The sequence below is a fragment of the Halorussus marinus genome (assembly GCF_004765795.1).
GTDB classification, from domain to species: domain Archaea; phylum Halobacteriota; class Halobacteria; order Halobacteriales; family Haladaptataceae; genus Halorussus; species Halorussus marinus.
In genome coordinates this window covers 47,836-74,463 of sequence record NZ_SBIV01000012.1, presented here as the reverse complement: position 1 = coordinate 74,463, position 26,628 = coordinate 47,836, and the positions used below count along the sequence as shown (strand labels likewise).

Sequence of the window (26,628 nt, the reverse complement as noted above, 5' to 3'; positions counted from 1 at the left end):
CTAGCGTCTCGGTCTCCGCGACATTGAAGAACGACTCTACCGAAGGATCATCTTGCAGGGTCGCTGAACTCATCCACCTCAGCGTTCACCCTGCTCTTTGGTGTGCTACTCGTTCTATGACACCCTCTTGGTTCACATTTATTCCCGGCGTGAGGTTCACTCGCTGTTTGTGACTCTCGCCGTGGTCTAAGCGCAGGTCTGAATCGTATACGCGCTGATTGTCAACCGTTATAACGTATCCTGCTACTTTATCTTCTCTATTAAGTGGATTAGTAGTGTTCACATAGATTTGATCATCCATGCTAACGAATTTTACTTCGTGTATGACTCCTTGTTCACTTGCCACTATTTCATCCTCTCCTGTTTTATTAATTATAGATGCGCTATTCATCGGCATGAGTACAATCATGACAAATAAGGCGCAAATGACTAACCAGCCAGTCTTTCGGCCCATTTAAACATATATAAAAAATACATCCATTTAAATCTTTATTTTATAGAATCTATTATATCTTCATAACCTTTTGCACTGCTAAATCTTTTTTCAACCACCTTCTCTACTCGATCAGTCACCTCATTTTTATTACCATCAATATATAATCGAATAAGAGAACCTCTTACTTTCGCGACAGTTTTAGCCACATTCTTTTTTCTAGTATAAGTTGATGATCTGATTCTGTCAACACCAACCTTTTTATGTAATGTCCAAGACGTAACCGTATCAGATCTTCCAACACGGAGATCGTCATCAGAATTGACAGCTCTGTATGCCGCCCGCCCAGTATCGACCGATCGAACCGTTTGCCACTCGTACTCAGCCGGCTCCACTAGCGTCTGGCGGGACGCTTCGTACACCTGAACTGTATCCGTGTACTGAGATTTCTCTTTGATTTCATATTCAGTCCCGTATACCGCGTCACTCACCTTAATGCGTCGTGATTTTCCAGTAAATTCTCCACTGGCGCGTGAACCTGTTGTTGCCCAATACGTTCGAGTTTGTGTGATTGTGTACGTATAAGGTCGAGTTACCTGATACGATCTCCTCTCGGTTGTATGATATGTATCTGTATGCGTGGTTTTGAAACAACCTAAATGGCGGTTGCAACGTGTGACCGTTCGTGTTCTCGTCTTCTCAACCAACACTTCTCGCGTTCTCGTCACGGTTCGTGTCTCACTCTTTTCGACCTTATATTCGGACTCGTACTGCTTCTCGGTCTGATACTCGGCCGGTTCGACAACGACACGTCGAGTGTCACCGGTGAATTCACCGTTCCACGGGTCGGAATCTCGCAACTCGGGTTGACCGCTGAGGCTGTCAATCCAGCGGGTGGCTGTTTTCGTCTTTGTCACTTGCTCCTGAGCCGTTCCAGAGGCACGCCAGTCCATCGTGGCGAATGCGTCGCGGGCCACCTCACTCTGGAAAGTTTTCGTCTCGGTCTCATAAGTCGCGTCCTCTACTTTGGTTTTTTCTTCGAGAACGTATTCCGTTTCTCGATGTCTTTCGTTGATCGAGTACCCACGGAGTAGATATCGGTTGAGACCCCGTGTAGAGTCGGTTGTCACTTCTCTAAATTGCGGTTTCTCAATCAGGTAACTCGTATTGAGGACTGATAGGTTTGTCCAGTATTGGTCTTCTTTTGTCAGAACGTCGACTGCGGGAATTTCGGTGATCTCTTGTTTTTCTGGGTTCTTTTCATTGTAAATTGATATTTCGGGATTCTCGGTTGGTGATAGCTCGGATGCAGGTATTTCCACGATACCTACCCTTTTTTGTGGATTTTCCGTGGCATCAGAGTGCTCGCTATTGGAAGCCGGAATTCGTTCCCATCTCTCGATCGAAGCCTGTGGGTGCTCCGCGGAAATCTCAAGGTCAAGATCATCGTAGTAGGTCCGCTTTGTGAGGAAGTATGGTTCCGTCTCGACTCGGACACGAACTATGTCATCGGGTCTATAAGGGCCTGAGTCCAAAACCTGTCTCGACTCGATTTCCGGGAGGAAACTGGCGAGGAAATCGAAATTACGCTTGGTTCGGAGATTGTGCTGATCTTCGACGATGCTGGCGGCCCTCTCGTATGCCGAGAACTTTGCGGTCGTATTGTCTGATTTCTTTGGATTCGCACCGTGCTTCCAGATATATTTTAGATCGGTTTTGTCGGGATCGAAGGAGCCACTGGCGTCTACAAAGATTCCGTGTTTACGGGTAATATAGTTCTCTGTTCCATCGTTCAGGACATCGAGTCGCAACTCTGGTTTGCTAGGAGTCACGTTAAATCTACTCTTTTGTTCGGTTCCCCAATCTGCATTATTTTCAAATAGATAGCTTACTAACACTTCATATTTCCCTGGGTAATTCCCTGCCCAATCTGTCGAATATATTATATATTTTGAACCATTTTTACTCTTTATTTTATAGTTCAAACTACCGTCAGATATTCTCATTGCATTTCCTTGTCCTGCATTTATTACCGTGCTAATATTCTCTCGATCAACTCCATTTAAGTCAATTTTCAATACGTGACGCGCTGTATACCGCTCTGCATCGATTCGCTCGTGATACGAATCGACCGGACTGTTGACAAACTCGGACGTGACGATCTCGGGCTCTTTGACCGGGACGATTTCTCGACTGTCGCGTGCGACCTGCCCGCGCTCGTCGATCGCAACCACCGTTATTTCGTAGCGCTCACCAGGTGTGAATTCGTGATGTGAGAATCGCAGGGTCTGGTGGCGCCCGCCCGAGGGTTGGTAGCGTCGCCGGGTCGGTGCCGGCGCTCTCGCAATCTGCTCTCCGTCGAAGGTCACCCGGACGGTCTCCAAATTCTCGTACTCGTCTTCGGCTGTCGCGCTCCCCGAGACGGAGCCGAACCTATCGAGCGAGCGTATCGAGGCGTTCGGCCTCGGGTCGGCTACGACCGCGGTCGAACCGTTCGAAAAGGTCGCGACGTTCTCCGACCCGTCGGTGTACGAAACGACGGCGTAGAGTTCGTGATCGCCGGGTGCCCACGCGCGGACGAGGCGCGCTCCCGTTCCGATGCGCGTCGACGTATTGTGCCACGCGATCGACTCGATGTTGGCGGCCGCGGCGTCGAGTTGAACCTCGTAGCGGGCGCGGAGCGGTTTCGCGCCGGTGACGACCGCATCGCCGTCGACGACGGGCGTCGCTCGGTCGGCGAGGGTGCCCGTCCGATCCCGTTCGGGCGTCGAACGCGAGCGGGCGTTCGCGTCGGACCGCGCGGTAACGCCGAGGGAACTCGATGCCGTCTGTCCGTCGACGTCGTGGACCGTCGCCGTCAGTGTTCGCGCCCCGGTCGTCGGGAACCGCCGCGGTATCGTGTCTAAACCCTGTTCGGCCACCACCGAGTGATTCGCCACCGTCACGCCGTCGACGGTCCAGACGACGAAATCGAGCGCGGCCGCTCCCCGATCAAGGTCCGCGGTGTACGTCGTCGAGTCGCCGACCGTCGGCGTCTCGGGGCCCGAAAGCGAAATGTCCGGGGCCGCACCGGGCGTTACGTCCACGTACAGCGTATCGGACTTCGCGGTCCCGTCGTCGGCTACCACGGTCAACGTGACACTGTACCGGCCGACCTCCGCGGGGACGAACGATGTGCGCGGACACGTCCGACAGTTCGGCGTCACGGACTTGTTGCTCGGCGCGCGAATCGTCCAGCGGTAGGTGCCGATCTCCCCGTCGGGATCGCGCGATCCCGTGCCGTCGAGGTGCACCGTCGCGCCTTTGTTCACCTCTTGGTCGAGACCGGCGTCAGCGAGCGGTGCGTCGGTCGCGGCGGGAACGGTCGCGCCCACGGCCGTGGGGACGACGACGAGGACGAGAATAGCGGCGAGACTCGATTTCGACATTTTCGACCAAATTTTCTCTTCCCATTGTATATAAAATCACTTAATTAGATATAGAAATAATATGGGGTAGTTCTGCGATAAACGAGCCGTTACGGCTGTGTCCATCCGAATCGGCCGTTCGTCGCGCCAGATTCCTCATGAACATTCCTTGCTAATCTATAGCAAAGGCTTTACTGTATCACCGACCAAGTTACGAACACTGGGCCTAACGGCCGTGAGCTACCACTATGACCGACGATGAACTCATCTGGCGAATCGCGGGTGGTTCCGGCGACGGGATCGACTCGACGAGCCAGAACTTCGCGAAGGCCCTGATGCGGTCGGGGCTGAACGTCTTCACGCACCGCCACTACCCGTCGCGGATCCGCGGCGGCCACACGTACGTAGAGATCCGGGCCAGCGACGAGGAGGTCAAGTCCCGCGGCGACGGGTACAATTTCCTGCTCGCGCTCGGCGACAGTTTCGCCCGGAATCCCCAGGAGGAGGCGTACTACGGGAACGAGGAGATCAAACCGCTCTCGGAGAACCTCGACGAGCTCCGGGAGGGCGGCGTCATCATCTACGACAAGGGACTGCTCGACGCGAGCGAGATCGAGAACTTCGACGAGCGCGTCGAGGAGAACGACTGGCACGTCTACGACCTCGATCTGCGCGGACTGGCCAAAGAGTACGGCCGCGAGGTCATGCGCAACACCGCCGGCGTCGGCGCGACGGCCGCGCTGCTCGATCTCGACCTCGATCCGATCGAGGACCTGATGGACGACGCGATGAGCGGCGACGTGCTCGAGGCGAACCTCACCATCCTCCACGACGCCTACGATTCGCTCAAGGAGGACTACGAGTTCACCCACGACCTCCGAGCGCCCGAGGGCACCAACGACGAAGAGCAGGTGTTCGTCTCCGGGTCCCACGGCATCGCGTACGGCGCCCTCGACGAGGGCTGTCGGTTCATCTCGGGGTATCCGATGACCCCGTGGACCGACGTCTACACCCTCATGACCCAGAACCTCTCGGAGTTCGGCGGCATCTCCGAGCAGGTCGAAGACGAGATCGCGGCGGCGTCGCTCGCCATCGGCGCGAGCCACGCCGGCGCCAAGGCGATGTCGGGGTCGTCCGGCGGCGGCTTCGCGCTGATGTCCGAGCCGCTCGGACTCGCCGAGATCACCGAGACGCCCATCGTGCTCGTCGAGGCGATGCGGGCCGGCCCCTCGACCGGGATGCCGACCAAGCCCGAGCAGGGCGACCTCGAACACGTCCTGTACACGAGCCAGGGCGACTCCAACCGCGTGGTGTTCGCGCCCGGCGATCCCGCCGAGTGTTACCGCCAGACCCGCAAAGCGTTCGAACTCGCCTACGACTACCAGATTCCGGCTATCGTCCTCTACGACCAGAAGCTCTCGGGAGGCCACCAGACCATCCCCGAGTCGGTCTTCGACGAGGAGCCAAACCCCGACCTCGGTAGCGTCGTCAGCGAGCAGGACCTCGAAGAGGCCGCCAAGGAGGCCGGCCGGTTCAAGCGGTACGTCTACGACGGCGAGGGCGGCGTCAGTCCGCGCTCGCTCCCCGGCCAGAAGGGCGGGAACTTCCTCGCCTCCGGCAACGAGCACAACGAGGTCGGCCACATCAGCGAGGATCCGGACAACCGGGTCACTCAGATGAACCGCCGGCTGGCGAAGCTCGACTCCATCAGCGAGGACCTCGCGGAGAACGCCGACCACCAGGCGGTCCACGGCCCCGAGGACGCCGACTACGGCATCCTCAGCTTCGGGTCGACGAAGGGCGTCGCCGAGGAGGCGGTCGACCGGCTGAACGAGGAGGGCCACTCGGTCAAGTCGATGAACGTCAGCGACATCATGCCGTTCGCCAAAGACGAAGTGACCGAGTTCCTCGAGAGCGTCGACGAGGCGCTGGTCATCGAGATGAACGCGACTGCGCAGTTCCGTCGCCACATCCAGGGCCAGCTCGGACGCTTCGGCGAGAAGCTGTACAGCCTGCTCAAATACGACGGCAACCCGTTCGAGCCCGCGGAAGTCGTCTCCGGCTTCGAGGTCCGTCTCGAAGGCGGCGCAGACGTGACCGACCACAACGTCCGCATCGAATCCGCAACGGGTGATTAATCATGAGTGCATTCAACGCAATCGGCGAGGACCGAGAGATCGACCGAGACGAGTTCACCCCGGAGATCGAACCGCAGGCGACGTGGTGTCCGGGCTGTGGCGACTTCGGCGTCCTGAAGGCGCTGAAACAGGCGATGCCCCAGGTCGGGCGCACGCCCGAGGAGACCCTGCTGGTGACCGGGATAGGCTGTTCGGGCAAGCTGTCGAGTTACTTCCGTAGCTACGGCTTCCACTCGATCCACGGCCGCTCGCTCCCCGTGGCCCGCGCCGCGAAGATGGCGAACCCCGACCTCGAGGTCATCGCGGCCGGCGGGGACGGCGACGGCTACGGCATCGGCGGGAACCACTTCATGCACACCGCCCGCGAGAACCACGACATGACCTACATCGTCTTCGACAACGAGATCTTCGGGCTCACGAAGGGCCAGACGTCCCCGACCAGCCCGAAGGGCCACAAGTCGAAGACCCAGCCCCACGGGAGCGCCAAGAGCCCGATTCGACCCCTGTCGCTCGGGCTCACCTCCGGGGCGTCGTACGTCGCCCGGACGGCGGCAGTCAACCCGAATCAGGCCAAAGAGATCCTCACGGAGGCGATGGAACACGACGGGTTCGCGCACGTCGACTTCCTCACGCAGTGTCCGACCTGGAACAAGGACGCCAAGCAGTACGTCCCGTACATCGACATCCAGGACAGCGACGACTACGACTTCGACATCCACGACCGCCGCGAGGCGTCCGAGATGATGCACGAGGCAGAGGACGCTCTCTACGAGGGCGAGGTCCTCACTGGTCGCTTCTACGTCGACGAGGACCGGCCGTCGTACCAGGCCGAAAAGCAGGCCACGGGCGACATGCCCGAGGAGCCGCTGGCCGAGCGGTACTTCGACGACGACTACGAGTGGGAGCGCAGCTACGACCTGCTCGACCGTCACAAGTAACGCCGGCTCGCGTTCGCGATTCTTTTTGGCGCGCTCGCCGACCGTAGCCCCGGCCTCAGTCGTCGCGCCCGAGCGAGGGCGGCGAGCGTGCGTCGCTCTCCTCTTCGTCTCCGTTCTCTTCGTCTCCGTTCTCCTCGTCCTCCTCTTCGTCTCCGTTCTCCTCGTCCTCCCCGTCGCCGCCGGGCATCCCACAGCCAGCTAACCCGGCGGCCGAGAGGGTCACTGTCGCTGTGAGCACGCGTCGGCGAGAGGTTCGTCGTGCCATGGACCGACCGCTACGCCGTTCGGACCTAAGAGGCGGACGGCCGTCGGGCGTCTGCGGACTCGCCCCGAGAACCGGTCGAGTGCTCGATGCCGACCCCGTCGGCCCGATTCGGCCCCGGCTTCGAGGCGGTTCGGTCCGAAAGGAAACCATTTTCCGGTTCGGAAGGTATTTTTTCCTGTATCGGAAATACTCTGGTAATGAGCACCCAATCCACCCAGGACCGGATTCTCGCGGTCCTCGAAGAGGACGCTCAGGCGTCCTACGCCGAGATCGCCGACCGGGCGAACGTCTCGAAACCCACGGTCCGCAAGTACATCGACAAGCTCGAAGACGAGGGGGTCATCGTGGGGTATTCGGCCGAGATTGACCCGAAGAAGCTCTCCAGTCAGAGCATCGCGATGGTCGGGATGGACGTCGCGAGCGACGAGTACGTCGAGGCCACCCGCGCGCTCAAGAACCTCGAAGAGATCGAGACGCTTTACACCTCCAGCGGCGACCACATGCTGATGGCGGAGGTCCGCGCCGAGGACGGCGACGCGGTCGGCGACGTCATCCGCGACGAGATCCTGGAGATCGAAGGCGTGACCGCCGCCCACCCCTCGTTCCTGCAGGAGCGACTCAAGTAGTCAGTCGAGGGCGGGGGTTTCGACGGTCGTCAGCGCGCGCTGGATGCGGTCCGATGCTTCCGCGAGCTTCTCGGCGCTGTTGGCGTACGACACCCGCAGGCAGTTCTCCGCGTTCGAGCCGAAGTCGGGTCCGGGGGTCATCGCCACGCCGGCCTCTTCGAGGAAGAAGTCCGCGGCGTCGAACGCGTCGCCCGGGAGATCGCTCACGTCCGCGAGGAGGTAGTACGCCCCGCCGGGCGTGTAGCCCATGCTCATCCCCCAGTCTTCGACCGCGTCGACGAGGAAGTCCCGGCGCTCGCGGTAGGTGTCTCTGACTCCGGCGAGGAAGTCGTCGCCGGATTCGAGGGCGGCCACGCCCGCCGACTGGACGAAGTTGGGCGCACAGATGAGCGTGTTCTGGGCGATGCGGTTGACGTGGTCGACGTAGTCGGGCGGGGCGACCATCCAGCCGAGCCGCCACCCAGTCATCGAGAACCGCTTCGAGAAGCCGTCGAGCACGAAGGCGTCGTCGGTGTACTCCAGCACGGTGTGGTCCTCGCCCTCGTAGGTCAGTCCGTGGTACACCTCGTCGGAGATCACGGTCGCGCCGGCACGGTCGGCCAACTCGACCAGCTCGCCGAGGGTATCGCCGTCGAGCACCGCACCCGTCGGGTTCGCCGGCGAGTTCACCAAGAGCGCCTCCGTCTCCGGGGAGAGAACCCGTTCGAACGCGGACACGCGCGGACGGAACCCGTCGTCGGCCGACAGCGGGACGGTCGCGATCCGGCCGCCGGTCTGGCGGACGAAGTTGGGATAACACGCGTAGTGGGGGTCGGTGAGGACCACCTCGTCGCCGGGGTCGACCAGCGCCGAGAACGCGAGCAACAGCGCGGGCGAGGACCCGGAAGTGACGATGATCCGCTCGGGGTCGACGTCGACTCCGTACCGGCGATCGTAGTAGGCCGCGATCGCGCGCCGGAGTTCGGGCTTGCCCTTCGAGGAGGTGTAGCCGGTCTCGCCGGCGCGGAGCGCCGCGATCGCCGCCTCGGTTGCCGCCGTCGGCGTCTCGAAGTCGGGCTCGCCGACTTCGAGGTGAATCACGTCGTCCATCCGGTTGGCCCGTTCGAGCACGTCCATCGCGGCGAACGGGGTCGTTCGGTTCGCGCGCTCCGAAACCATGTTCGTCCCTCAGGCGTCGGGTGACTATAAACCCTCGAAGGCGACGCCGGGCGCTCGCCGCCGGAGTTTTATCGGCGCTGTTACTACTGTTCGACATGGCTACGTACCGACGCGAAGTCCGCGTCGACGCTCCCCTCGACGAGGTCTGGGCGTTCCACTCCCGAATCGACGGCCTGCGGGCTCTCACCCCCGACTGGATGAACCTCCGGGTCGAGCGTGTCTCGGGCCCCGACGGCGCTGACGACGCCGACGACGAGGTGCTCGACGTCGGCTCGGAGATCCACATGTCGCTTCGGCCGTTCGGGGTCGGCCCCCGACAGCGGTGGCGCTCGCGGATCACGCGCCGCGAGCGCGGAGATGGGACCGCCGTCTTCGAGGACGTGATGGACGGCGGTCCCTTCCCGACGTGGCGCCACACCCACCAGTTCTACGCCCTCTCCGAGGACGCCACGCTCGTTCGCGACCGCGTCGAGTACGAACTGCCGGTCGTGGGCGACCTGCTCGGACCGCTCGGCTGGATCGGGTTCGAGCCGATGTTCCGGGACCGCCACCGTCGGACTAAGCGGATACTCGAAGACTCACGCGCCCGCGATTAGCGGCCCGAGCAACACCCCCATCAGGTGGACGCGGCGCGCTCCGTACCGGGCCGGCACGAGGCCGACGAGCGTCGCGACCACGAAGACTCCGACACCGACCCCGCCGGCGAACAGCCAGCTAACCCCGACCAACAGGACGAGCACGCCCACCGAGAGCCGGACGTTGTCGACGGCCCCGACCGCGAGGAGATATCGATCGCCGACGAGGAGAACGAGCGCGAAGCCGGCGATCCCCGCGAGCCCCGCCGCGGCGACCAAAAGCGGGAGGTCGACGGGCGCGCCGGCCTCTCGAAGCGCGACCATCACGCCCGTCCGGGGCGCCCCGAGCGCCGCCAGCGCGAAAAGCGCGAAGACGGTGTTGGCCGTGTTGACGCCGCTGGTCGCGACGACGAACCCCCGTGCGTCGGTCGATCCGGGCACGAGCGCGAGCGCGAACACCGCCGCGATGGCCGACGAGACGCCCGGCAGGTAGCCGACCACGGCGCCGGCGAGCGCGCCCGCGAGTGCGGTTCGGGCGACCGCTCGACGCGAGACGGCGATCGTCGGATCGCCCTGCTCGGGCACGCCGGCGCCGGACATGGCTTCGAGCAGGATCGGCGCGCCGAACAGCCCCGCGAACAGCGGCGTGAGCATCCCGCCGGCGTCGAGGGGCGCGGCCGGCGAGAGATCGAGGGTCGCGTGGCCCAACGCGGCGCTCCCGAGGAATCCCGCCGCGCCGCCGCCGACGGCGCGGACGGACCGCTCGGTCGCCAACAGGGCGACGGTGACGCCCCCGAGGACGAGCGGGAGGTGGGCCCGAACGGTCGGGTACGCGACCGTCATCGTCTTGGTGACCGGGACCGCGAGCGGGACCGCGAAGGCGACCGCCAGCCCGCTCCCGAGCGCCGAGAGCCTGACCGCCTCCCGGCCGCGTCCGGCGACGACCAGACGGTGGCCCGGGAGCGCGGTGGCGGCCATCGCGGGGTCGGGTACGCCGAGCGCGAGCGCGGGCACCGCGTCCAGAAACGAGTGGACCACGCCGGCCGAGAGCATCGCGGCGCCGACCAGCCGCGGCGGGCCCGGGACCGCAGGCGCGACCGACGCCAACATCAACGCGAGGTTGTTGACGTGCAGTCCCGGGATCAGCCCGCTGGTCGCTCCAAGGGCGACGCCCCCGAGCACGAACGCGAGCGTCGCCGCCGTCGACGCGGGGTCGACCGCGAGGTGGGGGCCGATCGCTTCCATCGCGGCGAGTTGGCCGCCGGATCGCACTTAAACGCTCGGACCGACCTCGGGAGCGGTCGCGTCCGGGGACGGCTCCGGGCGGGGCTCCCAACGGGCTTTTAGTCGCTACCGGCCTAACAGGTGTGCCAGCCAACGACCGCTCGGTCTGCGGCCACGAGAGGATGTCTGATCACTACCACACACTGTACGTCGGCGGGGAGTCGCCGATCCCGCGAGCACTCGGGGCCGACGCGGCGCTCGACCCCGTTCGGGTCACGAGCGCCGACCAACTGCCCGAGACGCTCGAACGGACGCCGACGTCGTGTGTCGTCGCCACGGCCGATCGCTCGGGCGGTGACGTCGTCACGCTCCTGGACGCGGTCCGAGATCGCTCGCCGGCCCTCCCGTTCGTCGTGCTCGACGAGACTGCCGACCCGGAGCTGGCGGCGGCGGTGCTCGCCAGGGAGGCCACCGACTACGTCGACACGCGAGCCGAAACCTATCGCCCCGAACTGGCGGTCCGGCGCATCGAGACCGCGGCCGCCCGCTACCGGGCCGAGCGCCCGGGCGCGGGTCGTCTCGGCGCGACCCATCCCGAGATCGGAGCCACCGACGACTCGGCCGACCCGTGTCCGGACGTGTTCTTCACGCTGGACGCGTCGGGAGAGCTACTACAGTGGAACGAGCGAGCCAGCGACGTGCTCGGGTACGGCGAGGCGGAACTCGCCGGCTACCACCCGGCCGACCTCATCCCGCCCGACCACGCCGACCGCGTCGTCGACGCCATCGAGCGCGTCCGCTCGCAGGGGAGCGCCCGGATCGAGGTCCCACTCCGAACCACGGACGGCCGCGAACTCCCCTACGAGTTCTCCGGGGCGCTACTCGAACCCGCCGACGGCGGCTCCGCCGCGATCGCCGGCATCGGCCGCGACGTGACCCGGCGGCGCCGACGGGCGACCCAACTCGCGGCCTCGCGGGAGAAGTACCGCCGACTCGTCGAGACCGCACCCGACGCCGTCTTCATCGTCGATGCCGAGACCGGCCGGATACTCGATACGAACGAGGCCGCCGCGGAGCTACTCGGCAAGCCCCAGACGGAGATCGTCGGGATGCACCAGACGGAGTTGCATCCGGCGTCCGAGCGCGAGCGGTACCGACAGCTGTTCGAATCGCACGTCGACGCCGGCGGCGCTTCCCGGGTCGACGACGGCTTCTACGTCGTCCGCGACGACGGCCGCGAGATCCCGGTCGAGATCAGCGCGGGCGTGACGGAAATCGGCGACCGAACGCTCAATCAGGCGGTGTTTCGCGACGTCACCGCGCGCAAACAGCGCGAGGAGACCCTCGAAGCGCTCCGGGAGGTCACCCGCGACCTGATGGCGGCCGGGACCAGAGCCGAGATCTGCGGGCTCGCCGTCGAGACCGCCCAGAACGTGCTCGGACTGCCGATCAGCGGAATTCACCTGCTCGATGACGGCGGAACTGAACTCCGTCCGGTCGCAATCGCCGACGCGGCCGAGCGGCTGTTCGACGACATTCCGAGCTTCGAGGAGGGCGAAGGGCTGATCTGGGAGGTGTACCGCGAGGGGAGCCCGCGCCTCTACGAGGATGTCGGCGATCAGACGGGCGCTTACAACCCCGAGACGCCGGTCCAGACCGAGATGATACTCCCGCTGGGCGACCACGGGGTGTTCATGGCGGGGTCGACCGAGAGCGAGCGGCTCACCGAGTCGAAGCTCAACCTCGCGAAGATACTGACCGCGAACATCCACACCGCGCTCGATCGGGCCGAGCGCGAGCGACAGATCGAGCGCCAGCGCGACGAGCTACAGGCCGAACTTGAGGAGGTGTTCGAGCGCATCGACGACGGCTTCTTCGCGCTCGACGACGAGTGGCGGGTCACCTACGTGAACGAACGGGCCGAGCGACTGCTCGGGGCCAGCGAACGCGAGCTTCGGGACCGGGTCGTCTGGCAGGCCGTCCCGGAACTGCGGTCGTCGGTGGGCGACGAGGCGTTTCGACGCGCCGCCGAGACCCAGCGCCAGACGACCGACGAGGCCTTCTTCGAGCCGCTCGACGCGTGGTTGGAGTTTCACGTCTACCCCTCCGAAACCGGTCTGTCGGTGTACTTCAGGGACGTCTCCGAGCGAAAGCGCCGCGAACAGCGCCTCGAACAGCAGAACGCCCGCCTCGAGAGTTTCGCCAGCATGGTCGCCCACGAGTTCCGAAACCCGCTCTCGATCGCCCAGATATACCTCCAGGCGGCCCGAGACGGCGACGAATCGGCGTTCGACGACGTGGCAGAAGCCCTCGACCGCATGGAGGAGATGATCGACGTGCTCTTGATCATGACCCGAGGCGGGGAGTCGGTCGTCGATCCGGAGACCGTGTCGCTCGGCGAGGTGGCGAGCCAGGCGTGGTCGGACCTCTCGGTCGGCGCGAGTCGGCTCGAGATCGCGTCGGACCTGCGGGTGCGAGCCGAGCGCCACCACCTCCGCCATCTGCTGTCGAACCTCTTTCAGAACGCCCTCGAGCACGGCGACACGGAGAATCGGCCCGCGGCCGACGACGTTCATCGGACGCGGTCTGATGCAGTACGTCGGACTCCGGGCGACTCAGAGGACGCCGTCGAGACCGCCCCGACCGACGCCGATGGGCTGACAGTTCGAGTCGGCGAACTCGCCGACTCGGAGGGGTTCTACGTCGAGGACGACGGCTCCGGAATCCCGGAGGGCGAACGTGAGAGCGTCTTCGAGGCGGGGTACACGACCGACGCCAACGGTATCGGGCTCGGGCTCACGTTCATCGCACAGCTCGCCGAGACCTACGGCTGGGAGCACTCGCTCGCCGAGGGGACAGACGGCGGCGCTCGGTTCGAGTTCAGGGGCGTGGACGTTCCGTCCGAGTGAGCGGGCCCGACCGGACGGCGTCGCCACTCGCCGGTCGGCGCGCGAAAGAAAGATCGAGTTGTCGAGCCGGCGTTAGCCGAAGAGTTCGCCGAGACCTTCGCCGTCGGCCTCGTCGTCCTCGTCGTCGCCTTCGTCGGCTTCCTCTTCGTCGGCCTCCTCTTCGGCCTCTTCCTCGGCGTCGGCTTCCTCGGCATCGCCCTCGGCGCCAGCGCCACCGGCGGCGCCGCCCGCGGGAACGGCCGCGGCCTGCTCGACGGCCTCGTCGATGTCGACGTCCTCGAGCGCGGCGACGAGCGCCTTGACGCGGGACTCCTCGACGTCGACGCCGGCGGCGTCGAGCACGTTGGTGAGGTTGTCTTCGTTGATCTCTTCGTCCGATTCGTTCAGGATGAGTGCAGCGTAAACGTATTCCATTGGTAGTAGTGGTGTGGGTTATCCGAACATCGCGCCGAGCGCGTCGCCGCCGTCCTCCTCGTCATCGTCATCGTCGTCGGCGTCGGCTTCCTCGGCGTCGTCTTCGGATTCGGGTTCTTCGTCGCTCGATTCGTCAGCAGTCTCCGCGTCGGCGCCCGCGCCGGGAGCCTCGACGTCGCTGAGCTCCTCGGGCAGCGCCTCCTCGTCGTCGATCTGCGCGGCGAGCGCGCGGACCTGCGCGTCGGCCGCGCTCACGAGGTCGTCGGCCAGGTCCGGGCTCTCGACGGCGGCCTCCAGACCGAGGCTCTTGGCCTCGCCCTCGGCCTTCCGGACGAGGGTAGGGACGGTCTGGTCGGTCGGGAAGACCGCGTTGACCGAGAGGTTCCGGGCGCGAGCCGCGGCGGCCTCGACGTCCGCGCGGTACTCCTCGACGTCGATGGCCAGTTCGTCGGCCTCGAACACGACGCCGTCGGAGAACACGCCTCGGAGGTCGAGTCCGACCTCTTTGGGCTCCATGCCGAGTTCCGCGAGAACGTTCGCCACGTCGGCGTCGACCTCCTCGCCCTCCTCGGCGACCACGCTGTCTTCGGTGACGTGAATCGAGCCCTCCATGATGCGCGCCGCCGCGCCGATGCTCTGGAGTTCGCCCACGAACGGACCGGGGTCGACGCCCGTGTCACCTTCGGTGATGACGATGTCGTTGGGGGCGACTTCCCCGGCGCTGATCGGGGCGGGGCTCTTCGAGGCTTCGAGTTCCTTGAACAGCCCGAAGGGGTTGTCGTTCGTCCCGATGAGACCGACCTCGCCGGAGACGTACTGGGTCAGCTCCTCGATGCCCTCGTCGACTTCCTCGAGGGCGCGTTCGAGCAGCGTGTTCCGGCTGATCCGGAGCTCGGCGCTCCCGTGGAGGTTTCGCCGCATCGTCTGGAGCTGGCGGGACGGAATCCCGGTCACGTTGACGATGCCGACGCTGCTGTACCCCTCGATGAGGTCGACCAGCTCGTCGACCTCCTCTTGTTTCCACTGGGGAATCGTCTCTGTCTTGCGTTCGGCTTCGGCTGACATCTTAGGCGACCTCCACGGACGGTCCCATCGTCGTCTTCACGTAGACCGTGTCGACGTTGAGCGGACCTTTCTCGAGGTTGGAGTGGAGACGCCGGAGGATGACGTCGATGTTGTCGGCGATATCCTCGGCGCCCATGTCCTCCGCACCGACCCGGGTGTGGAAGGTGCGCCGGTCACCGCTGCGCAGCTGGACCGTGTTCTTCATCCGGTTGACGGTCTCGACGACATCGTCGTCGGGCTGGAGCGGTTCGGGCATCTTCCCTCGGGGGCCGAGGATCGTACCGAGATACCGACCGATGTCTTGCATCATCGGCGCTTCCGCGATGAAGAAGTCGGTCTCGTCGGCCAGATCCTTGGCCTCGTCGTCGTCGTCACCGAGGTCTTCGAGGTCGTCTCCATCGAAGACTTCGTCGGCGACTTCTTCGGCGCGCAGGGCGGTCTCGCCCTCCGCGAACACGACGATCTTGGTCTCCTGTCCGGTTCCGGACGGGAGGACGATACTCTCGTCTACACGATTCGACGGCTCGTTCAAATCTAAGTCGCGCAAGTTGACTGCGAGGTCCACCGTTTCGCGGAAGTTCCGCTCGGGTGCATCCTCGAGTGCGCGAGAGACTGCTTGCTCTATCTCCTGATCTGCCATTGTTCACCTCCGTAGTACGCAGGACGCTCCTACGGGTCAGTGAAACAGGTTACTGTCTAGGACGACAGTAGACGCCTGTCTCGTTCCGAAACGATGGCGATGCGAAACTTAAACCCGTCGAACCGCGACGAACCAGTTCGTGTCGGCTTCCCACGGGCTCCGTGGCGAACGCGTCGCTCCCGGTCTAAACGAGGCGTCGCTATCCGAACCGTCGCTACCCGTGAAGACGAAACGTCGAAAAGCTCGGTCCGCCCGTTTTTCGAGCAGTCGGGCGTTAGGCCGTCGCTTCGCTCGCGAGTACGTCGTCGTACTCGCCGGCGTCGACCTTCTCTTTGAACTCGCGGGCGTCCTCGCCCTCGATCGTGACGCCGAGCGAGGCGCACGTCCCGACGATCTCCTTCGCGGCGTTCTTCGTGTCGTAGGCCAGCAGGTCCGGATGCTTCTGCTCGGCGATGGTCTTCACCTGCTCGATGGTGATGTCCGCGACGAAGTCCTTCTGGGGCTCGCCGCTCCCGGTCTCGAAGCCGGCCTCGTCTTTGATCAGCGCGGCCGTCGGCGGGACGCCGACTTCGATCTCGTAGCCGCCGTCGTCCTCGACCGTGATGGTCACGGGGACCTCGGTGCCGTCGAAGGCTTCCGTCCGGTCGTTGATGTCGCTGACGACTTCCTGTACGTTGACGGGCGTCGGTCCGAGCTCGGGCCCGAGCGGCGGGCCGGGGTCGGCCTGGCCGCCGGGGACGAGCACTTCTATCGTCTCAGCCATACGTGTACGAACCCCCGCGGCGGTTTTAAGAGTTATCTTTCGGTCGTCTCCCCGGCGGCCGCCGAGACCGACCCACCCGCCGGGAAGGAAAGGGTTTTTCGGCGCGCGCGGCCCACTCTCTCCCAATGGGATTGGAGGACGAAATCGATGCCCTCCGCGAGGAGATAGCCGAGACTCCGTACAACAAGTCTACGGAGGCCCACATCGGACGGCTCAAAGCCAAGCTCGCGGAGAAAAAGGAGAAACTCGAGAACCAGTCCTCCGCGGGCGGCGGCGAAGGCTACCACGTCGAGAAACACGGCGACGCGACGGTCGCGTTCGTCGGCTTCCCGAGCGTGGGCAAGTCGACACTCCTGAATTCGCTGACCGCCGCCGAGAGCGAGGTCGGCGACTACGAGTTCACGACGCTCAACGTCAACCCCGGGATGTTGCAGTACAACGGCGCGAACATCCAGCTGCTCGACGTTCCGGGGCTCATCGAGGGCGCGGCGCAGGGCCGGGGCGGCGGTCAGGAAGTGTTGTCGGTCGTGCGTGCGGCCGATCTGGTGGTGTTCGTGCTCTCGGTGTTCGAGATCGACCAGTACGCCCGCCTCCGCGAGGAACTCTACGAGAACAAGATCCGGCTCGATCAAGCGCCTCCGAGCGTCAAGATCTCGAAGAAGGGCAAGGGCGGGATCCGGGTCACGTCGAGCGTCGACCTCGACCTGCCCGAAGACGTCGTCAAGGAAGTCATGCGCGAGCACGGTTACGTCAACGCCGACGTGACCGTCCGCGAGCAGGTCGACATCGATCGGCTCGTCGACGGCGTGATGGACAACCGCGAGTACATCCCCTCGATCGTGACGGTCAACAAGGTCGACCTCATCGAACCCGACTACGTCGAGACGGTCAAAGACGATCTGCGCGACCACGACATCGACCCAGAGGAGACGATCTTCATCTCCGCCGAGGAGGAGAGGGGCCTCGACTCGCTCAAACAGACCATCTGGGAGGAGCTCGGCCTGATGCGGATCTACATGGACAAACCCGGTCGCGGGGTCGACTACGACGAGCCGCTGGTGCTCCCGAAGGGGTCGACCGTCGAGGACGCCGCCCGGCGGCTCGGCGGCGACCTCGAAAGCCGGTTCCGGTTCGCCCGCGTCTCGGGTCCGAGCGCCAAACACGACGAACAGCAGGTCGGGAAAGCCCACGAGCTCGCCGACGAGGATGTCCTCCGGATGGTCGTCCGGAAGTAGATGCGTCGCGTCCTCGCGCTCGCCGGGCTGGCCGCGCTCCCGTGGACCGTCTTCGCCACCGGCGATCTGGTCTTCTCGTGGGGGCTGGTGAGCACCGCGCCGTTTCACGTCACGACGCTCCCGGACTACCTGCTGGTCTACACGATCGGTCTGCCCCGGCGACTGTTGGCGTGGCCGGTCGGCGTCGGGCTGTACCTGCTCGCGGTCGCGAGCGCCGTCCTCGGACGGCTCGGAGCGGCGTACGAGGATCGGCGCGTAACCGGCGGGCTGTTGGTTCTCGCGGGCGCGAGCCATCTCTGGTTCTCGTTGGGGATGTCCCGGAGAGGCCTGCTCGCGGTTCCGTCGGGGACGCTCGCGCTCTGGGCCGCGGCGTGGTGGTTCCACTGGCCGGACCTGCGCGAGACGTTCCGGTGGTGACCCGCCGCTCGGGGTGCTTCCGCGAACAGTAGCCTTTTCGCCTCGGACGGCTCAACGTCTACGTGTATGAACGCGACGCTCGACCACGTCATGATGCGCGTCGAGGATCTCGAAGCGAGCCTCGACTGGTACCAGAACCACCTCGATTACGAGGAGAAGGGCCGCTGGGAGGCCGACACCTTCACCAACGTCTACCTCGGTCCGGCCGACGTTCACGAGGAGGGCGCGGTCCTCGAACTCACGTACAATCACGACGACCGGACCTACGACCTCGGCGACGCCTGGGGCCACATCGCGGTACGTGTCGACGATGTCTACGACGCCTACGAGCAACTGATGGACGAGGGCGTCGAGGACTACCGCGACCCCGACTCCTGTGGGGGATCGTACGCCTTCGTCACCGACCCCGACGGCCACGAGGTCGAGATCGTCGAGCGCGACTACGGTGCGACCTGGAGTCTCGACCACACGATGATGCGCGTCGAGGACGCCGACGAGTCGCTCGGGTGGTTCACCCGTAAGCTGGAGTACGAACACACCGGCCGGTGGGAGTCCGACACCTTCGCGAACTACTTCATGAAGCCCGAAGGCGCCGCCGACGAGGCGATGGCGGTCGAGCTCACGTACAACTACGACGGCCGGACGTACGAGCTGGGCGACGCGTGGGGCCACCTCGCGATCCGGAGCGACGACCTCCACGACGACTGGGAGACGCTGATGGAACGCGAGGGCGAGGACTATCGCGACCCCGCCTCCTGCGACGACCGCTACGCGTTCACCAAGGACCCCGACGGCCACGAGTTCGAAGTGCTGTCGCGGGACTGAGCTACCGATCGACGCCGGTTTAGTGACAGGGCACCCATCGACCGTTCGGTTCCGCGACTCGGCGGGTCGGGATCGGACGCCGTGACAGAATTCGAGCGCGCGCCGCACACGCTCCATTCTACCTCCGTTCCGTCCCTCGAAAGGCACCGTTATGACCCCGAGCTGACTACTCGTACGCGACGGTCGATCGCTCGCCCGAGCGCTCGCCTCGACACGGCGCGCTACCGTGGGAGTGTCCCAGCGGCCGGCACTCGACCGGAAACACTCCGTTTCGGCCGGGACATGCGACATTTCGTGCGCGCAAACGATGCACAACGACGTCGTTCCTCTCTACAGAACCCGGACGTGTGAGGGGTTCGCACGCCCGAATCGGCGGTTAAGATAACACAAAGTATTTACCACACCCGCCGGTTGATTCCTACTGTACCCCTACCCATGGTGGCAGTAGCGAGTACAGTCGGCCCGCGCCCGGAAACGCCGGGTTACGAAACTAGGGTCGCCGGAAAGGTGCTGTCGCCGACCGAATAACCAACCAAACCATGACAACAACAAACGATAAGATCCGCAGTGTGGTGCTGTCTGCGCTGATGGTCATGTCCGTTTTCGCGGGCGCGACCGCCTTCGCAGGTTCAGCAGCTGCGAATCACGGTGAACAAACTGATACTCTGACGACCCCCAATTCCTATTGGGACGGCGAAACGCTCGAAGTCGACGTAAGTGGCTCGAACGTCGGTAACAACGACATCGTCGAGCTGCGTGAGTGGGACGGCAGTGACGGCGTCGGTTCGCGCGTCACGCAGATCCCGCTCTCGGAGGGCACGGCGACCCTCGAAGAGGACGGTCTCGACGGCCAGTACGTGATCACCACCACCGGCCGTGAGCCGATTCACTTCCCGGACGGTGAAAACGCAGTCCTCGACCGGAACGCCGACGGAGAAACCGGCGACGCAGTGTTCTCGTTCTCGCCCCAGGACTTCGAAGTGAGTCCGGACAGCGTGAACGTGAGCTCGGGCAGTGGAACCACGACTGAGGTCACTCTGGACTCGAACCGCGGCCGCTACGCCCTGAACGTTTCGGCCGACGGCGACCTCAGCGCTGACCAGCTCTACGATGCCTTCGTCACCAACGGCGACGTCGCCGACGGTGACGTCACTCTCCACAGTGGAGACGACGACACCAGCAGTGCCGACGCCGAGAGTTCGATCATCATCGCGGGCGCCTCGACCGACACCACCTACAATGCCGACTTCAGTAGCTTCGACGTCGACGAGTACGACCTGACGCTCGCGGCGACTGATTCCTCGGCTTCGGACACGATCGATCTCAACGTCACCGAAGAGGAAGACGCCGCTGTCACCCTCCCCGGGAGCGCGGTCTCCCAAGAGCGCGGTGACGACCTGACGTTCAACGTCAGCATCGAGAACGCCGACTCCACCGACGTCCAGTTCGGTGACACCGGCGCCAACTTCGTCTCGCGGTTCCGCGTCACCAAGAACACGGACACCGACACCGACGAAGTCGAACTCACGATCGAAACCGACGAAATCCACGGCGACAACTACCAGGACCCGACGGACTTCGTCACCGCCGAAAACGGTGAGGTGACCACCGGTCAGCCCGAGCACGGTGTCTGGGTCGGTGGCAGTATCTCGCTCGAAGACGACGACGGGAACGCCGTGACCGACGGTGACCAGCACCTCGAGAACGCGATTGCGGCCGGTAACTACGATCTGGTTGCCTACACCGCGGACGCCTCGTTCGACAACCGCGCGGACAAGACGAGCCTGAGCATCAGCCAGCGCTCGACCGACGACATCAACACCTGGGTCCACCAGGACACCAGCCAGAACAACCTGCCTGACGACGTCGAAGGCCTGCTCGAGGGCGTCTCGCAGTCCGACAGCATCGCCCAGGACGACCTGGTCGTCGTCGAGACCCAGGCGTCGGGTATCTACGGCTACATCGACGATCTCAACAGCTTCTCGTACGCCGCGGACGACGGTGACGTCACGAACCAGGGCACCGGCGTGTTCCTGAACGTGACTCAGCAGGACCCCGGTCCGAACGCGAACGCCGAGCAGTTCAACGCCAACCAGGACGCGCTTGGCTACTACGAGGACGCGGAGAACAACACGTTCTACGCGGTCTTCGACAGCGCGGACATGACCGCCGGCAGCGACTACGCGGCGGACTTCCACGTCACCGACAACAACGACTTCACGAAGAACTCCGAGAACGTCTCAACCGAGTTCAGCGTTGATGAGCAGAGCCTCGAGTTCGACAACCTCAACGAGGACGACGAACTCGAACTGGCGAACTCCGAGAACGCGACGGTCGAAGGCTCGAGTAACCTCGCACCCGGCACGGAAGTCGACATCGAGATCGAGTCCGACAACGACTACTGGTCGACCACCGCTGATCTCGACGAGAACGGCGAGTTCTCCGGCACGTTCGACCTGAGCGCGCTCGAGAACGGCTCGGAAGTCGATGTCACGGCCGAAGCGACCGACGACGCGTCGGCGTCCGTGACCGCGACGATCCTCGAATCCGTCGACACCGGTGAGGACGAGACGACTGAGGAGACGACGACGACCGAAGAGACGACTGAGGAGACGACTGAGGAGACGACGACGACCGAAGAGACGACCACGACTGAAGAGACGACCACGACCGAAGAAGAGGAGACGACCGAAGCGACCGAAACCACGGAAGGTGACGGTGGCGACGGCGGTATCCCCGGCTTCGGCATGGCTGTCTCGCTGGTCGCACTCATCGCGGCCGCGCTGCTGGCAGTCCGCCGTAGCAACTAACGCTCGCTAACCACCGAACCCCCACGGGTTCGGTTCGACGTGCCGTGCGATTCGCGGTTCCCATTCTTTCGTAGCCGACCCACGTAGCGACGGCGCCCGGCGCAGAAACGGTACGTTTCGCGTGAGCTAAGCCGCGGTTACCGGTCGCGGTCGGAGCCGTCAACGCTTTATCCTTCGCGGACTTGGTACCGCTTAACTGTGACTTCCGCGTTCACGGACGCGCTCGCGTGGCTGATCGTCGGACTGTTCGCCGCGGCCGTCGCCTACGACTGGTACGAGGGCGAGCGCGGTCGCGGTCGGGCGCGCTATCTCGCCGCCGCGTCGTGGGTGGTCTTTGGCGTCTTCTGGGCCGCCCTCTTCCCGCACTTCGCGTTCGAGCAGCGCAGTTTCATCGAGGGCGCACTGAGCTTCGCGGCGCTACCGGCGTGTCTCTACGCCGCCTACCTCCTCGTCGACGGCCGCGAGACTCTCTTTCTGCTCTCGCGGGCGGTCGCCATCATGGGGCTGATCTACCTGCCGTTCACGATGATCACGCCCGCAAAGCACCTCCTGATCGAGACCGTGGCGGCCCAGGGGGCGTTCGTCATGGACGCGATGGGCTACGAGTTCGAGGTCATCAACCACGGCCGCGAGATTCAGGGTACGTACCTGTTCGTCCACCCGACGAAGGGCGAGTTCACCACCAACGTCCTGCTGGCCTGCACCGGCCTCGGGAGCATGGCCATCTTCGGCGGACTGATCGGCGCGGTCCGGGCCCCGCTCGGTCGGAAGCTCCGGGCGCTGGCGATCGCGATCCCCGTTATCTGGGGGCTCAACCTCGTCAGAGTCGTGTTCATCACGCTCGCGTTCAGCTTCCAGTGGTTCCAGATCTTCGTCGACCCGATCAGCGGGTTGGTGGGCTACCAGAACCCCAACATGGTCTCCTATTTCATCTCCGATCGGGTGCTCGCCCAGAGCCTCTCGGTCGTCGCGCTGGTGGGCATCGCGTGGGCGGTCGCCCGCGAGGTCCCCGAACTCCTCACCGTCGCCGAGGACGTGCTGTACATCGCGACCGGCGACGACTACGACCTCCACGACGCCGTCGGGACCGACCGCCCCGTCAGGGCCGACGGCAACGGCGAAAAACGGTAGTCACTCGACGTCGAGCAGTTCCTCCGGCGCGCCCGTGAGCGTCCCGAGCGCGTCGGCCTCGATGTGGTGGAGGTCGCCCGGCACCACGAGCAAGTGAAGCGGGTCGCCGAACTCCCGATCGGCGAGCGCCGAGAGCCGATCGGCGGCGACCAGCGGTTCGGGGCTCCCGGCTCGCGCGACCACTACGCCGAGCGTGTCACCGTACTCCGCCGCGAGCAGGCCGGCCGCGTGGTCGGCGGTCATGTACTCCTCGCGATCGGCTTTGATGTCGAGGTACACCAGCGTGTGGAGCCCGCGCTCGCGGTTGTCGTCGATGGTGTCGGTGACGCTGGCCGGCAGTCCGTCGGCGCCGTGGGCGTACTCGAAGGGGAGCGTGGTCGCCTTTCCGAACCGGTAGTTCTGGAGTCCCGTAAGCCCGCTGGCGGCCGACTCGGCGGTCGGAGCGTGGACGATCCGAGTGTCGATCCCCCGGTCTTCGGCGCGCAGTCGGAGGTCGACGTGGGTGGTCGAAATCATCGTGTCGCCGGCGGTGAGGAAGACGGCGTCGCCGTCCTCGGCCGCCCGGAGGACGGGCTCGGGATCGCGCTCGACGCCCGCCCGATCGCGAACGTCGATGTCGACGCCGTGGTACGATTCGAGGTCCTCGACGGTCGCGCCGAGGAGCCTGCTCGTGTAGAACTCCGCGAAGACCCGATCGGCGCTCCGAACGGCGTCTCGGCCCTCGACGGTGATCGAGCGCTCGTCGTAGAGGCCGAGTCCGACGAAAGTGAGCATACCAGGGCTACGAGCGGACCGGTGTATAGCTTTTCGAGTGCGGCCGAGCGAGCCCGGCGTCGCCGTCGGCCGGCGAAGCGTCAGGGTTAACGCCGGACCGACCCAACGCCCGGTCATGGAAGCGCCGTGCGTGCGCGTCGACCGCGAGCGCGGCGAGGAGACTCGCCGCAGGCTCGCGGACGCAGACCTCGTCGCCGAGGACCGCGAGATCGAATCCGAGGACGGCTCTCTGTTCGTGCCGGTCACCGACCCCGAGGCGGTGTCCGAGGACCTGACCGTCGTCGTCCGCGAGGTCGACGAGCGACGCACGCAGGACACCCCCGCCGACCTGCTCGGGTTCGAACCCTCCTACGAGCGGCTCGGCGACATCGTGATCGTCGACGAGGACGACGCCGACCGCGCTCGCGAGCTCGCCGACGCGGTGATGTCGTCGGACGTTCCGGCCGAGACCGTCCTCAACCGCGCCTCGAAGGTCAAAGGCGAACTCCGGGTGCGCGACTGGGAGGTGCTCGCCGGCGACGGGACCGAGACCGTCCACCGTGAGTACGGCTGTGAGTACCTGCTCGACGTCGCCGAGGTGTACTTCTCGCCGCGGCTCGCCACCGAGCGCCACCGGGTCGCCAAACAGGTCGAGTCCGACGAGCGGGCCTTCGACATGTTCGCGGGCGTCGGCCCGTTCGCGATCCCGTTCGCGAAGCGCGGCGCGGAGGTCGTCGGCGTCGATCTGAACGAACGAGCCGTCGAGTACCTTCGGGAGAACGCCCGTCGGAACGGCGTCGCGGATCGGGTCACCGCGAGACGGGGCGACGTCCGAGAGATCGCCCCCGACTACGCCGACTGGGCCGACCGCGTGGTGATGAACCTCCCGCACAGCGCCGACGACTTCCTCGATACCGCGGTCGAACTCGCGGGCGACGACTGCGTGATCCACTACTACGACATCCAGCACGACGAGGACCCGTTCGGACCCGGCGAGGCCGCGATCAGGGAGGCCGCCGAGCCCGAGTACGCGGTCGCGGTCGAGACCCGCCACGCGGTCCGGTCGTACGCGCCTCACGAACTCAACGTCTGTCTCGACGTGCGGCTGAGTCGCTGAGGTCGTGCGATTTCGGAACGCTTATCTTCACCGTCGCAGGTAGTAATGAGTGCAGGCGAGCGCGACGAGGTCGCGCTCGGTGTGCGTACAAGCCGAGCGTGCCGGTGTAGCTCAGACTGGCTAGAGCGATTCCTTCGTAAGGAATAGGCCGAGGGTTCAAATCCCTCCACCGGCTCTTTCTGACGGAACGAGGCGACGGGTCGTTCGGATGTCGTGTCTCACCCATCGGACACTCTCTACCGGGTGGGCTGTCCGATCGACCGGCGACGCCACGTCACTCGAAGGCGCGTTCTTTCTCGCGGGACTGCGATCGGGATCGGGACCCGCCCGAGCCACCGGAGCCGCCGAACAGTTTCGAGACTCCGAGGTACGCCAGATACAGCAACAGCGCCAACACGAGCAGCGAGACGACCGTGCTCACGACCCACGAGAGGAAGCCGAGGACGACGCTCACGACCTCGAAGACCACCCAGAGGCCGACCAGTGCGAGCGCGGCCCACCCGCCGATGCGTAGCCACTTGTTCATACCGAACAGTTGTGAGTCGTTCCACATGAGTGTTTGCCCGGACGGCGGGGTCGCTCTGACCCTACGACGCCTCGAGCATCGCCCCGAGCGCGTCCATCGTCTGGTCGACGCGCTCGATCGTCGCGCCGTACCCCATGTGGCCGACTCGGAGCAGGTCCTCGGCGTGCTCGCCGAGTCCGGTGGCGACGACGATGCCCCGGTCGGCTTCGAGTCGGTCCCGGATCTCGTCCGCGCGGCCCTCGATCTCGAACGCGGTCACGGTCGGCGACGCCATCGACTCGGGCGCGAACGGCTCCAGCCCGAGGTCGCGACCGCGCTCGCGACACCGCTCGGCGGCGGCCTCGTGGCGCTCGAACACCGACCCCAGCCCCTCGTCGAGGAGCAGATCGAGCGACGCCTCCAGCGCATAGAGGTTCGACACCGCGTGGGTGTACGGGAGCATGTCGGGGTCCTTGTCGGCCAGATCGAGGCCGCGCCACGGTTCGAGGCTCGCGTAGAAGCCGCCTTGATCGGTCGCCGCGACTTTCTCCCACGCTCGGTCGCTGACCGAGAGAGTCGTCAGCCCCGGCGGCGAACTGAGACACTTCTGGGACGCGCCCAGACAGACGTCGATCCGGTCGGTCGGAACCGGCGTCCCGCCCAGCGAGGAGACGGCGTCGACCACCGTCACCACGCCGGCGTCCTGTAGCACGCCGAGTAGCTCCTCGATGTCGTTGAGCACGCCGGTCGGGGTCTCGCAGTGGACCAGCGTGGCGACCGCGTAGTCGCCGTCCTCGACCGCGGCTTTGACCGACTCGACGTCGAATCCCGCATCGAACGGAGCCTCGTGGAGCGTCGGCTCGCCGCCGTGGGTCGTCACGAAGTCCGCGAACCCCTCGCCGTAGATCCCGTTGGCGAGCGAGAGCACCTCCTCGCCGTCGTCGACCAGCGACGCGACCGCGGCCTCCAGCCCGAGGATACCCTCCCCGGCGAGCACCACCACGTCGTCGTCGGTGCGGTAGACGCTCGCCAGTTTGTCGAGCAGCGAACGGTAGTAGTCGGCGAACTCGGGCTGGACGTCCGGGTTCAGCGGCGGACGGGACATGGCCTCCCGGACCGCCGGCGGGAGCTCCGTCGGACCGGGCGTCATCAGCAGGTCGTCGCGTTCGTCCATGCCGGCGCTTGGACGCTCACCGCCCTAAAGGTGGCCGAACCGGCAGGGCTCGGCGACGATCTCGCGATCGGGCCGATCGGCGCCCCGACATTTAACACCGAGGGGG

23 protein-coding genes and 1 tRNA gene are annotated in these 26,628 nt (G+C 64.8%); 12 read left to right on the top strand and 12 right to left on the bottom strand.

Annotation, left to right across the window (positions count from 1 at the left end; translation table 11 throughout):
- Window positions 1–85: 85 nt before the first annotated feature.
- Window positions 86–397: a hypothetical protein gene (locus EPY72_RS17865; RefSeq protein WP_135807311.1), complete on the bottom strand. Its 312-nt coding sequence runs from the start codon at window positions 395–397 to the stop codon at window positions 86–88.
- Between the two features lie 92 nt (window positions 398–489).
- A complete protein-coding gene (locus EPY72_RS17860; RefSeq protein WP_135807310.1) occupies window positions 490–3,861 on the bottom strand; it encodes a PKD domain-containing protein in 3,372 nt (1,123 codons plus the stop codon).
- A 227-nt stretch (window positions 3,862–4,088) separates the two neighbouring features.
- On the opposite strand from EPY72_RS17860, the gene EPY72_RS17855 reads away from it, so the two are divergent.
- Both EPY72_RS17855 and EPY72_RS17850 read left to right on the top strand, forming a co-directional pair.
- Window positions 4,089–5,978, top strand: coding sequence for a 2-oxoacid:acceptor oxidoreductase subunit alpha (locus tag EPY72_RS17855; RefSeq protein WP_135807309.1), 1,890 nt, complete (start codon window positions 4,089–4,091; stop codon window positions 5,976–5,978).
- 2 nt (window positions 5,979–5,980) lie between these two features.
- Window positions 5,981–6,916 (top strand): thiamine pyrophosphate-dependent enzyme, encoded by a 936-nt coding sequence (locus EPY72_RS17850; RefSeq protein ID WP_134669051.1) that lies wholly within the window; start codon window positions 5,981–5,983, stop codon window positions 6,914–6,916.
- Window positions 6,917–6,971: 55 nt separating this feature from the next.
- Here the strand turns inward: EPY72_RS17850 and EPY72_RS17845 are convergent, their stop codons facing one another.
- Complete coding sequence (locus tag EPY72_RS17845) at window positions 6,972–7,154, bottom strand: hypothetical protein (RefSeq protein WP_168216068.1); 183 nt, start codon at window positions 7,152–7,154, stop codon at window positions 6,972–6,974.
- Between the two features lie 224 nt (window positions 7,155–7,378).
- Here EPY72_RS17845 and lrpA1 point away from each other — a divergent pair, with 224 nt between their 5' ends.
- Window positions 7,379–7,807 carry an HTH-type transcriptional regulator LrpA1 gene (gene lrpA1 / locus EPY72_RS17840; protein WP_134669048.1) on the top strand — a complete coding sequence of 143 codons (429 nt, stop codon included), beginning with the start codon at window positions 7,379–7,381 and terminating at the stop codon, window positions 7,805–7,807.
- Here lrpA1 and EPY72_RS17835 read toward each other — a convergent pair whose 3' ends face one another.
- The gene (locus tag EPY72_RS17835) at window positions 7,808–8,965 is read right to left on the bottom strand and encodes a pyridoxal phosphate-dependent aminotransferase (protein WP_135807308.1); all 1,158 of its coding nucleotides are present in this window, start codon (window positions 8,963–8,965) and stop codon (window positions 7,808–7,810) included.
- A gap of 95 nt (window positions 8,966–9,060) precedes the next feature.
- Here EPY72_RS17835 and EPY72_RS17830 point away from each other — a divergent pair, with 95 nt between their 5' ends.
- Window positions 9,061–9,561, top strand: coding sequence for an SRPBCC family protein (locus EPY72_RS17830; RefSeq protein WP_135807307.1), 501 nt, complete (start codon window positions 9,061–9,063; stop codon window positions 9,559–9,561).
- Here EPY72_RS17830 and EPY72_RS17825 read toward each other — a convergent pair.
- On the bottom strand, window positions 9,544–10,785 hold the full coding sequence (locus EPY72_RS17825; RefSeq protein ID WP_135807306.1) for a tripartite tricarboxylate transporter permease: 1,242 nt from the start codon (window positions 10,783–10,785) through the stop codon (window positions 9,544–9,546). The two genes, EPY72_RS17830 and EPY72_RS17825, sit on opposite strands and share 18 nt — an antisense overlap.
- A 161-nt stretch (window positions 10,786–10,946) precedes the next feature.
- Here EPY72_RS17825 and EPY72_RS17820 point away from each other — a divergent pair, with 161 nt between their 5' ends.
- Entirely contained in the window at window positions 10,947–13,673 is a 2,727-nt protein-coding gene (locus EPY72_RS17820) for a PAS domain S-box protein (RefSeq protein WP_135807305.1), read from the top strand.
- Between the two features lie 72 nt (window positions 13,674–13,745).
- Here the strand turns inward: EPY72_RS17820 and rpl12p are convergent, their stop codons facing one another.
- The 4 genes from rpl12p to EPY72_RS17800 form a co-directional block, all read right to left on the bottom strand.
- Window positions 13,746–14,087 carry a 50S ribosomal protein P1 gene (gene rpl12p / locus EPY72_RS17815; RefSeq protein ID WP_135807304.1) on the bottom strand — a complete coding sequence of 114 codons (342 nt, stop codon included), beginning with the start codon at window positions 14,085–14,087 and terminating at the stop codon, window positions 13,746–13,748.
- Window positions 14,088–14,105: 18 nt separating this feature from the next.
- Window positions 14,106–15,152, bottom strand: a complete 1,047-nt coding sequence (locus EPY72_RS17810; protein ID WP_134669036.1) for a 50S ribosomal protein L10 — start codon at window positions 15,150–15,152, stop codon at window positions 14,106–14,108.
- 1 nt (window position 15,153) lies between these two features.
- Window positions 15,154–15,792: a 50S ribosomal protein L1 gene (locus tag EPY72_RS17805; RefSeq protein ID WP_134669035.1), complete on the bottom strand. Its 639-nt coding sequence runs from the start codon at window positions 15,790–15,792 to the stop codon at window positions 15,154–15,156.
- Between the two features lie 274 nt (window positions 15,793–16,066).
- Window positions 16,067–16,555 carry a 50S ribosomal protein L11 gene (locus tag EPY72_RS17800; RefSeq protein WP_134669033.1) on the bottom strand — a complete coding sequence of 163 codons (489 nt, stop codon included), beginning with the start codon at window positions 16,553–16,555 and terminating at the stop codon, window positions 16,067–16,069.
- 125 nt (window positions 16,556–16,680) lie between these two features.
- Between EPY72_RS17800 and EPY72_RS17795 the strand changes: the two genes are divergently transcribed.
- The 5 genes from EPY72_RS17795 (at window position 16,681) to artA (ending at window position 22,973) form a co-directional block, all read left to right on the top strand.
- Window positions 16,681–17,790, top strand: a complete 1,110-nt coding sequence (locus EPY72_RS17795) for an OBG GTPase family GTP-binding protein (RefSeq protein ID WP_134669032.1) — start codon at window positions 16,681–16,683, stop codon at window positions 17,788–17,790.
- Complete coding sequence (locus tag EPY72_RS17790) at window positions 17,791–18,207, top strand: TIGR04206 family protein (RefSeq protein ID WP_135807303.1); 417 nt, start codon at window positions 17,791–17,793, stop codon at window positions 18,205–18,207.
- A gap of 66 nt (window positions 18,208–18,273) precedes the next feature.
- Window positions 18,274–19,032, top strand: coding sequence for a VOC family protein (locus tag EPY72_RS17785; RefSeq protein ID WP_135807302.1), 759 nt, complete (start codon window positions 18,274–18,276; stop codon window positions 19,030–19,032).
- Between the two features lie 539 nt (window positions 19,033–19,571).
- On the top strand, window positions 19,572–21,842 hold the full coding sequence (locus EPY72_RS17780; RefSeq protein WP_135807301.1) for a BGTF surface domain-containing protein: 2,271 nt from the start codon (window positions 19,572–19,574) through the stop codon (window positions 21,840–21,842).
- Between the two features lie 198 nt (window positions 21,843–22,040).
- On the top strand, window positions 22,041–22,973 hold the full coding sequence (gene artA, locus EPY72_RS17775; RefSeq protein WP_135807300.1) for an archaeosortase A: 933 nt from the start codon (window positions 22,041–22,043) through the stop codon (window positions 22,971–22,973).
- Here artA and dph5 read toward each other — a convergent pair whose 3' ends face one another.
- Window positions 22,974–23,747, bottom strand: a complete 774-nt coding sequence (dph5, locus tag EPY72_RS17770) for a diphthine synthase (RefSeq protein ID WP_135807299.1) — start codon at window positions 23,745–23,747, stop codon at window positions 22,974–22,976. It abuts the gene before it with no gap.
- A gap of 115 nt (window positions 23,748–23,862) precedes the next feature.
- Here dph5 and EPY72_RS17765 point away from each other — a divergent pair, with 115 nt between their 5' ends.
- Window positions 23,863–24,843: a class I SAM-dependent methyltransferase gene (locus EPY72_RS17765; protein WP_135807298.1), complete on the top strand. Its 981-nt coding sequence runs from the start codon at window positions 23,863–23,865 to the stop codon at window positions 24,841–24,843.
- A 100-nt stretch (window positions 24,844–24,943) separates the two neighbouring features.
- Window positions 24,944–25,018: transfer RNA gene (locus EPY72_RS17760), tRNA-Thr, on the top strand.
- Window positions 25,019–25,117: 99 nt separating this feature from the next.
- On the opposite strand, the gene EPY72_RS17755 is transcribed toward EPY72_RS17760, so the two are convergent.
- A complete protein-coding gene (locus tag EPY72_RS17755) occupies window positions 25,118–25,369 on the bottom strand; it encodes a hypothetical protein (protein ID WP_134671962.1) in 252 nt (83 codons plus the stop codon).
- Between the two features lie 61 nt (window positions 25,370–25,430).
- Window positions 25,431–26,522 (bottom strand): pyridoxal-phosphate-dependent aminotransferase family protein, encoded by a 1,092-nt coding sequence (locus EPY72_RS17750; RefSeq protein ID WP_135807297.1) that lies wholly within the window; start codon window positions 26,520–26,522, stop codon window positions 25,431–25,433.
- Window positions 26,523–26,628 lie beyond the last annotated feature (106 nt).

Bases quoted from the DNA above. Each gene is read 5' to 3' on its own strand.
- EPY72_RS17865 (WP_135807311.1), bottom strand. From the start codon at position 397: ATGCCGATGAATAGCGCATCTATAATTAATAAAACAGGAGAGGATGAA.
- EPY72_RS17860 (WP_135807310.1), bottom strand. From the start codon at position 3,861: ATGTCGAAATCGAGTCTCGCCGCTATTCTCGTCCTCGTCGTCGTCCCC.
- EPY72_RS17855 (WP_135807309.1), top strand. From the start codon at position 4,089: ATGACCGACGATGAACTCATCTGGCGAATCGCGGGTGGTTCCGGCGAC.
- EPY72_RS17850 (WP_134669051.1), top strand. From the start codon at position 5,981: ATGAGTGCATTCAACGCAATCGGCGAGGACCGAGAGATCGACCGAGAC.
- lrpA1 (WP_134669048.1), top strand. From the start codon at position 7,379: ATGAGCACCCAATCCACCCAGGACCGGATTCTCGCGGTCCTCGAAGAG.
- EPY72_RS17835 (WP_135807308.1), bottom strand. From the start codon at position 8,965: ATGGTTTCGGAGCGCGCGAACCGAACGACCCCGTTCGCCGCGATGGAC.
- EPY72_RS17830 (WP_135807307.1), top strand. From the start codon at position 9,061: ATGGCTACGTACCGACGCGAAGTCCGCGTCGACGCTCCCCTCGACGAG.
- EPY72_RS17825 (WP_135807306.1), bottom strand. From the start codon at position 10,785: ATGGAAGCGATCGGCCCCCACCTCGCGGTCGACCCCGCGTCGACGGCG.
- EPY72_RS17820 (WP_135807305.1), top strand. From the start codon at position 10,947: ATGTCTGATCACTACCACACACTGTACGTCGGCGGGGAGTCGCCGATC.
- rpl12p (WP_135807304.1), bottom strand. From the start codon at position 14,087: ATGGAATACGTTTACGCTGCACTCATCCTGAACGAATCGGACGAAGAG.
- EPY72_RS17810 (WP_134669036.1), bottom strand. From the start codon at position 15,152: ATGTCAGCCGAAGCCGAACGCAAGACAGAGACGATTCCCCAGTGGAAA.
- EPY72_RS17805 (WP_134669035.1), bottom strand. From the start codon at position 15,792: ATGGCAGATCAGGAGATAGAGCAAGCAGTCTCTCGCGCACTCGAGGAT.
- EPY72_RS17800 (WP_134669033.1), bottom strand. From the start codon at position 16,555: ATGGCTGAGACGATAGAAGTGCTCGTCCCCGGCGGCCAGGCCGACCCC.
- EPY72_RS17795 (WP_134669032.1), top strand. From the start codon at position 16,681: ATGGGATTGGAGGACGAAATCGATGCCCTCCGCGAGGAGATAGCCGAG.
- EPY72_RS17790 (WP_135807303.1), top strand. From the start codon at position 17,791: ATGCGTCGCGTCCTCGCGCTCGCCGGGCTGGCCGCGCTCCCGTGGACC.
- EPY72_RS17785 (WP_135807302.1), top strand. From the start codon at position 18,274: ATGAACGCGACGCTCGACCACGTCATGATGCGCGTCGAGGATCTCGAA.
- EPY72_RS17780 (WP_135807301.1), top strand. From the start codon at position 19,572: ATGACAACAACAAACGATAAGATCCGCAGTGTGGTGCTGTCTGCGCTG.
- dph5 (WP_135807299.1), bottom strand. From the start codon at position 23,747: ATGCTCACTTTCGTCGGACTCGGCCTCTACGACGAGCGCTCGATCACC.
- EPY72_RS17765 (WP_135807298.1), top strand. From the start codon at position 23,863: ATGGAAGCGCCGTGCGTGCGCGTCGACCGCGAGCGCGGCGAGGAGACT.
- EPY72_RS17755 (WP_134671962.1), bottom strand. From the start codon at position 25,369: ATGAACAAGTGGCTACGCATCGGCGGGTGGGCCGCGCTCGCACTGGTC.
- EPY72_RS17750 (WP_135807297.1), bottom strand. From the start codon at position 26,522: ATGGACGAACGCGACGACCTGCTGATGACGCCCGGTCCGACGGAGCTC.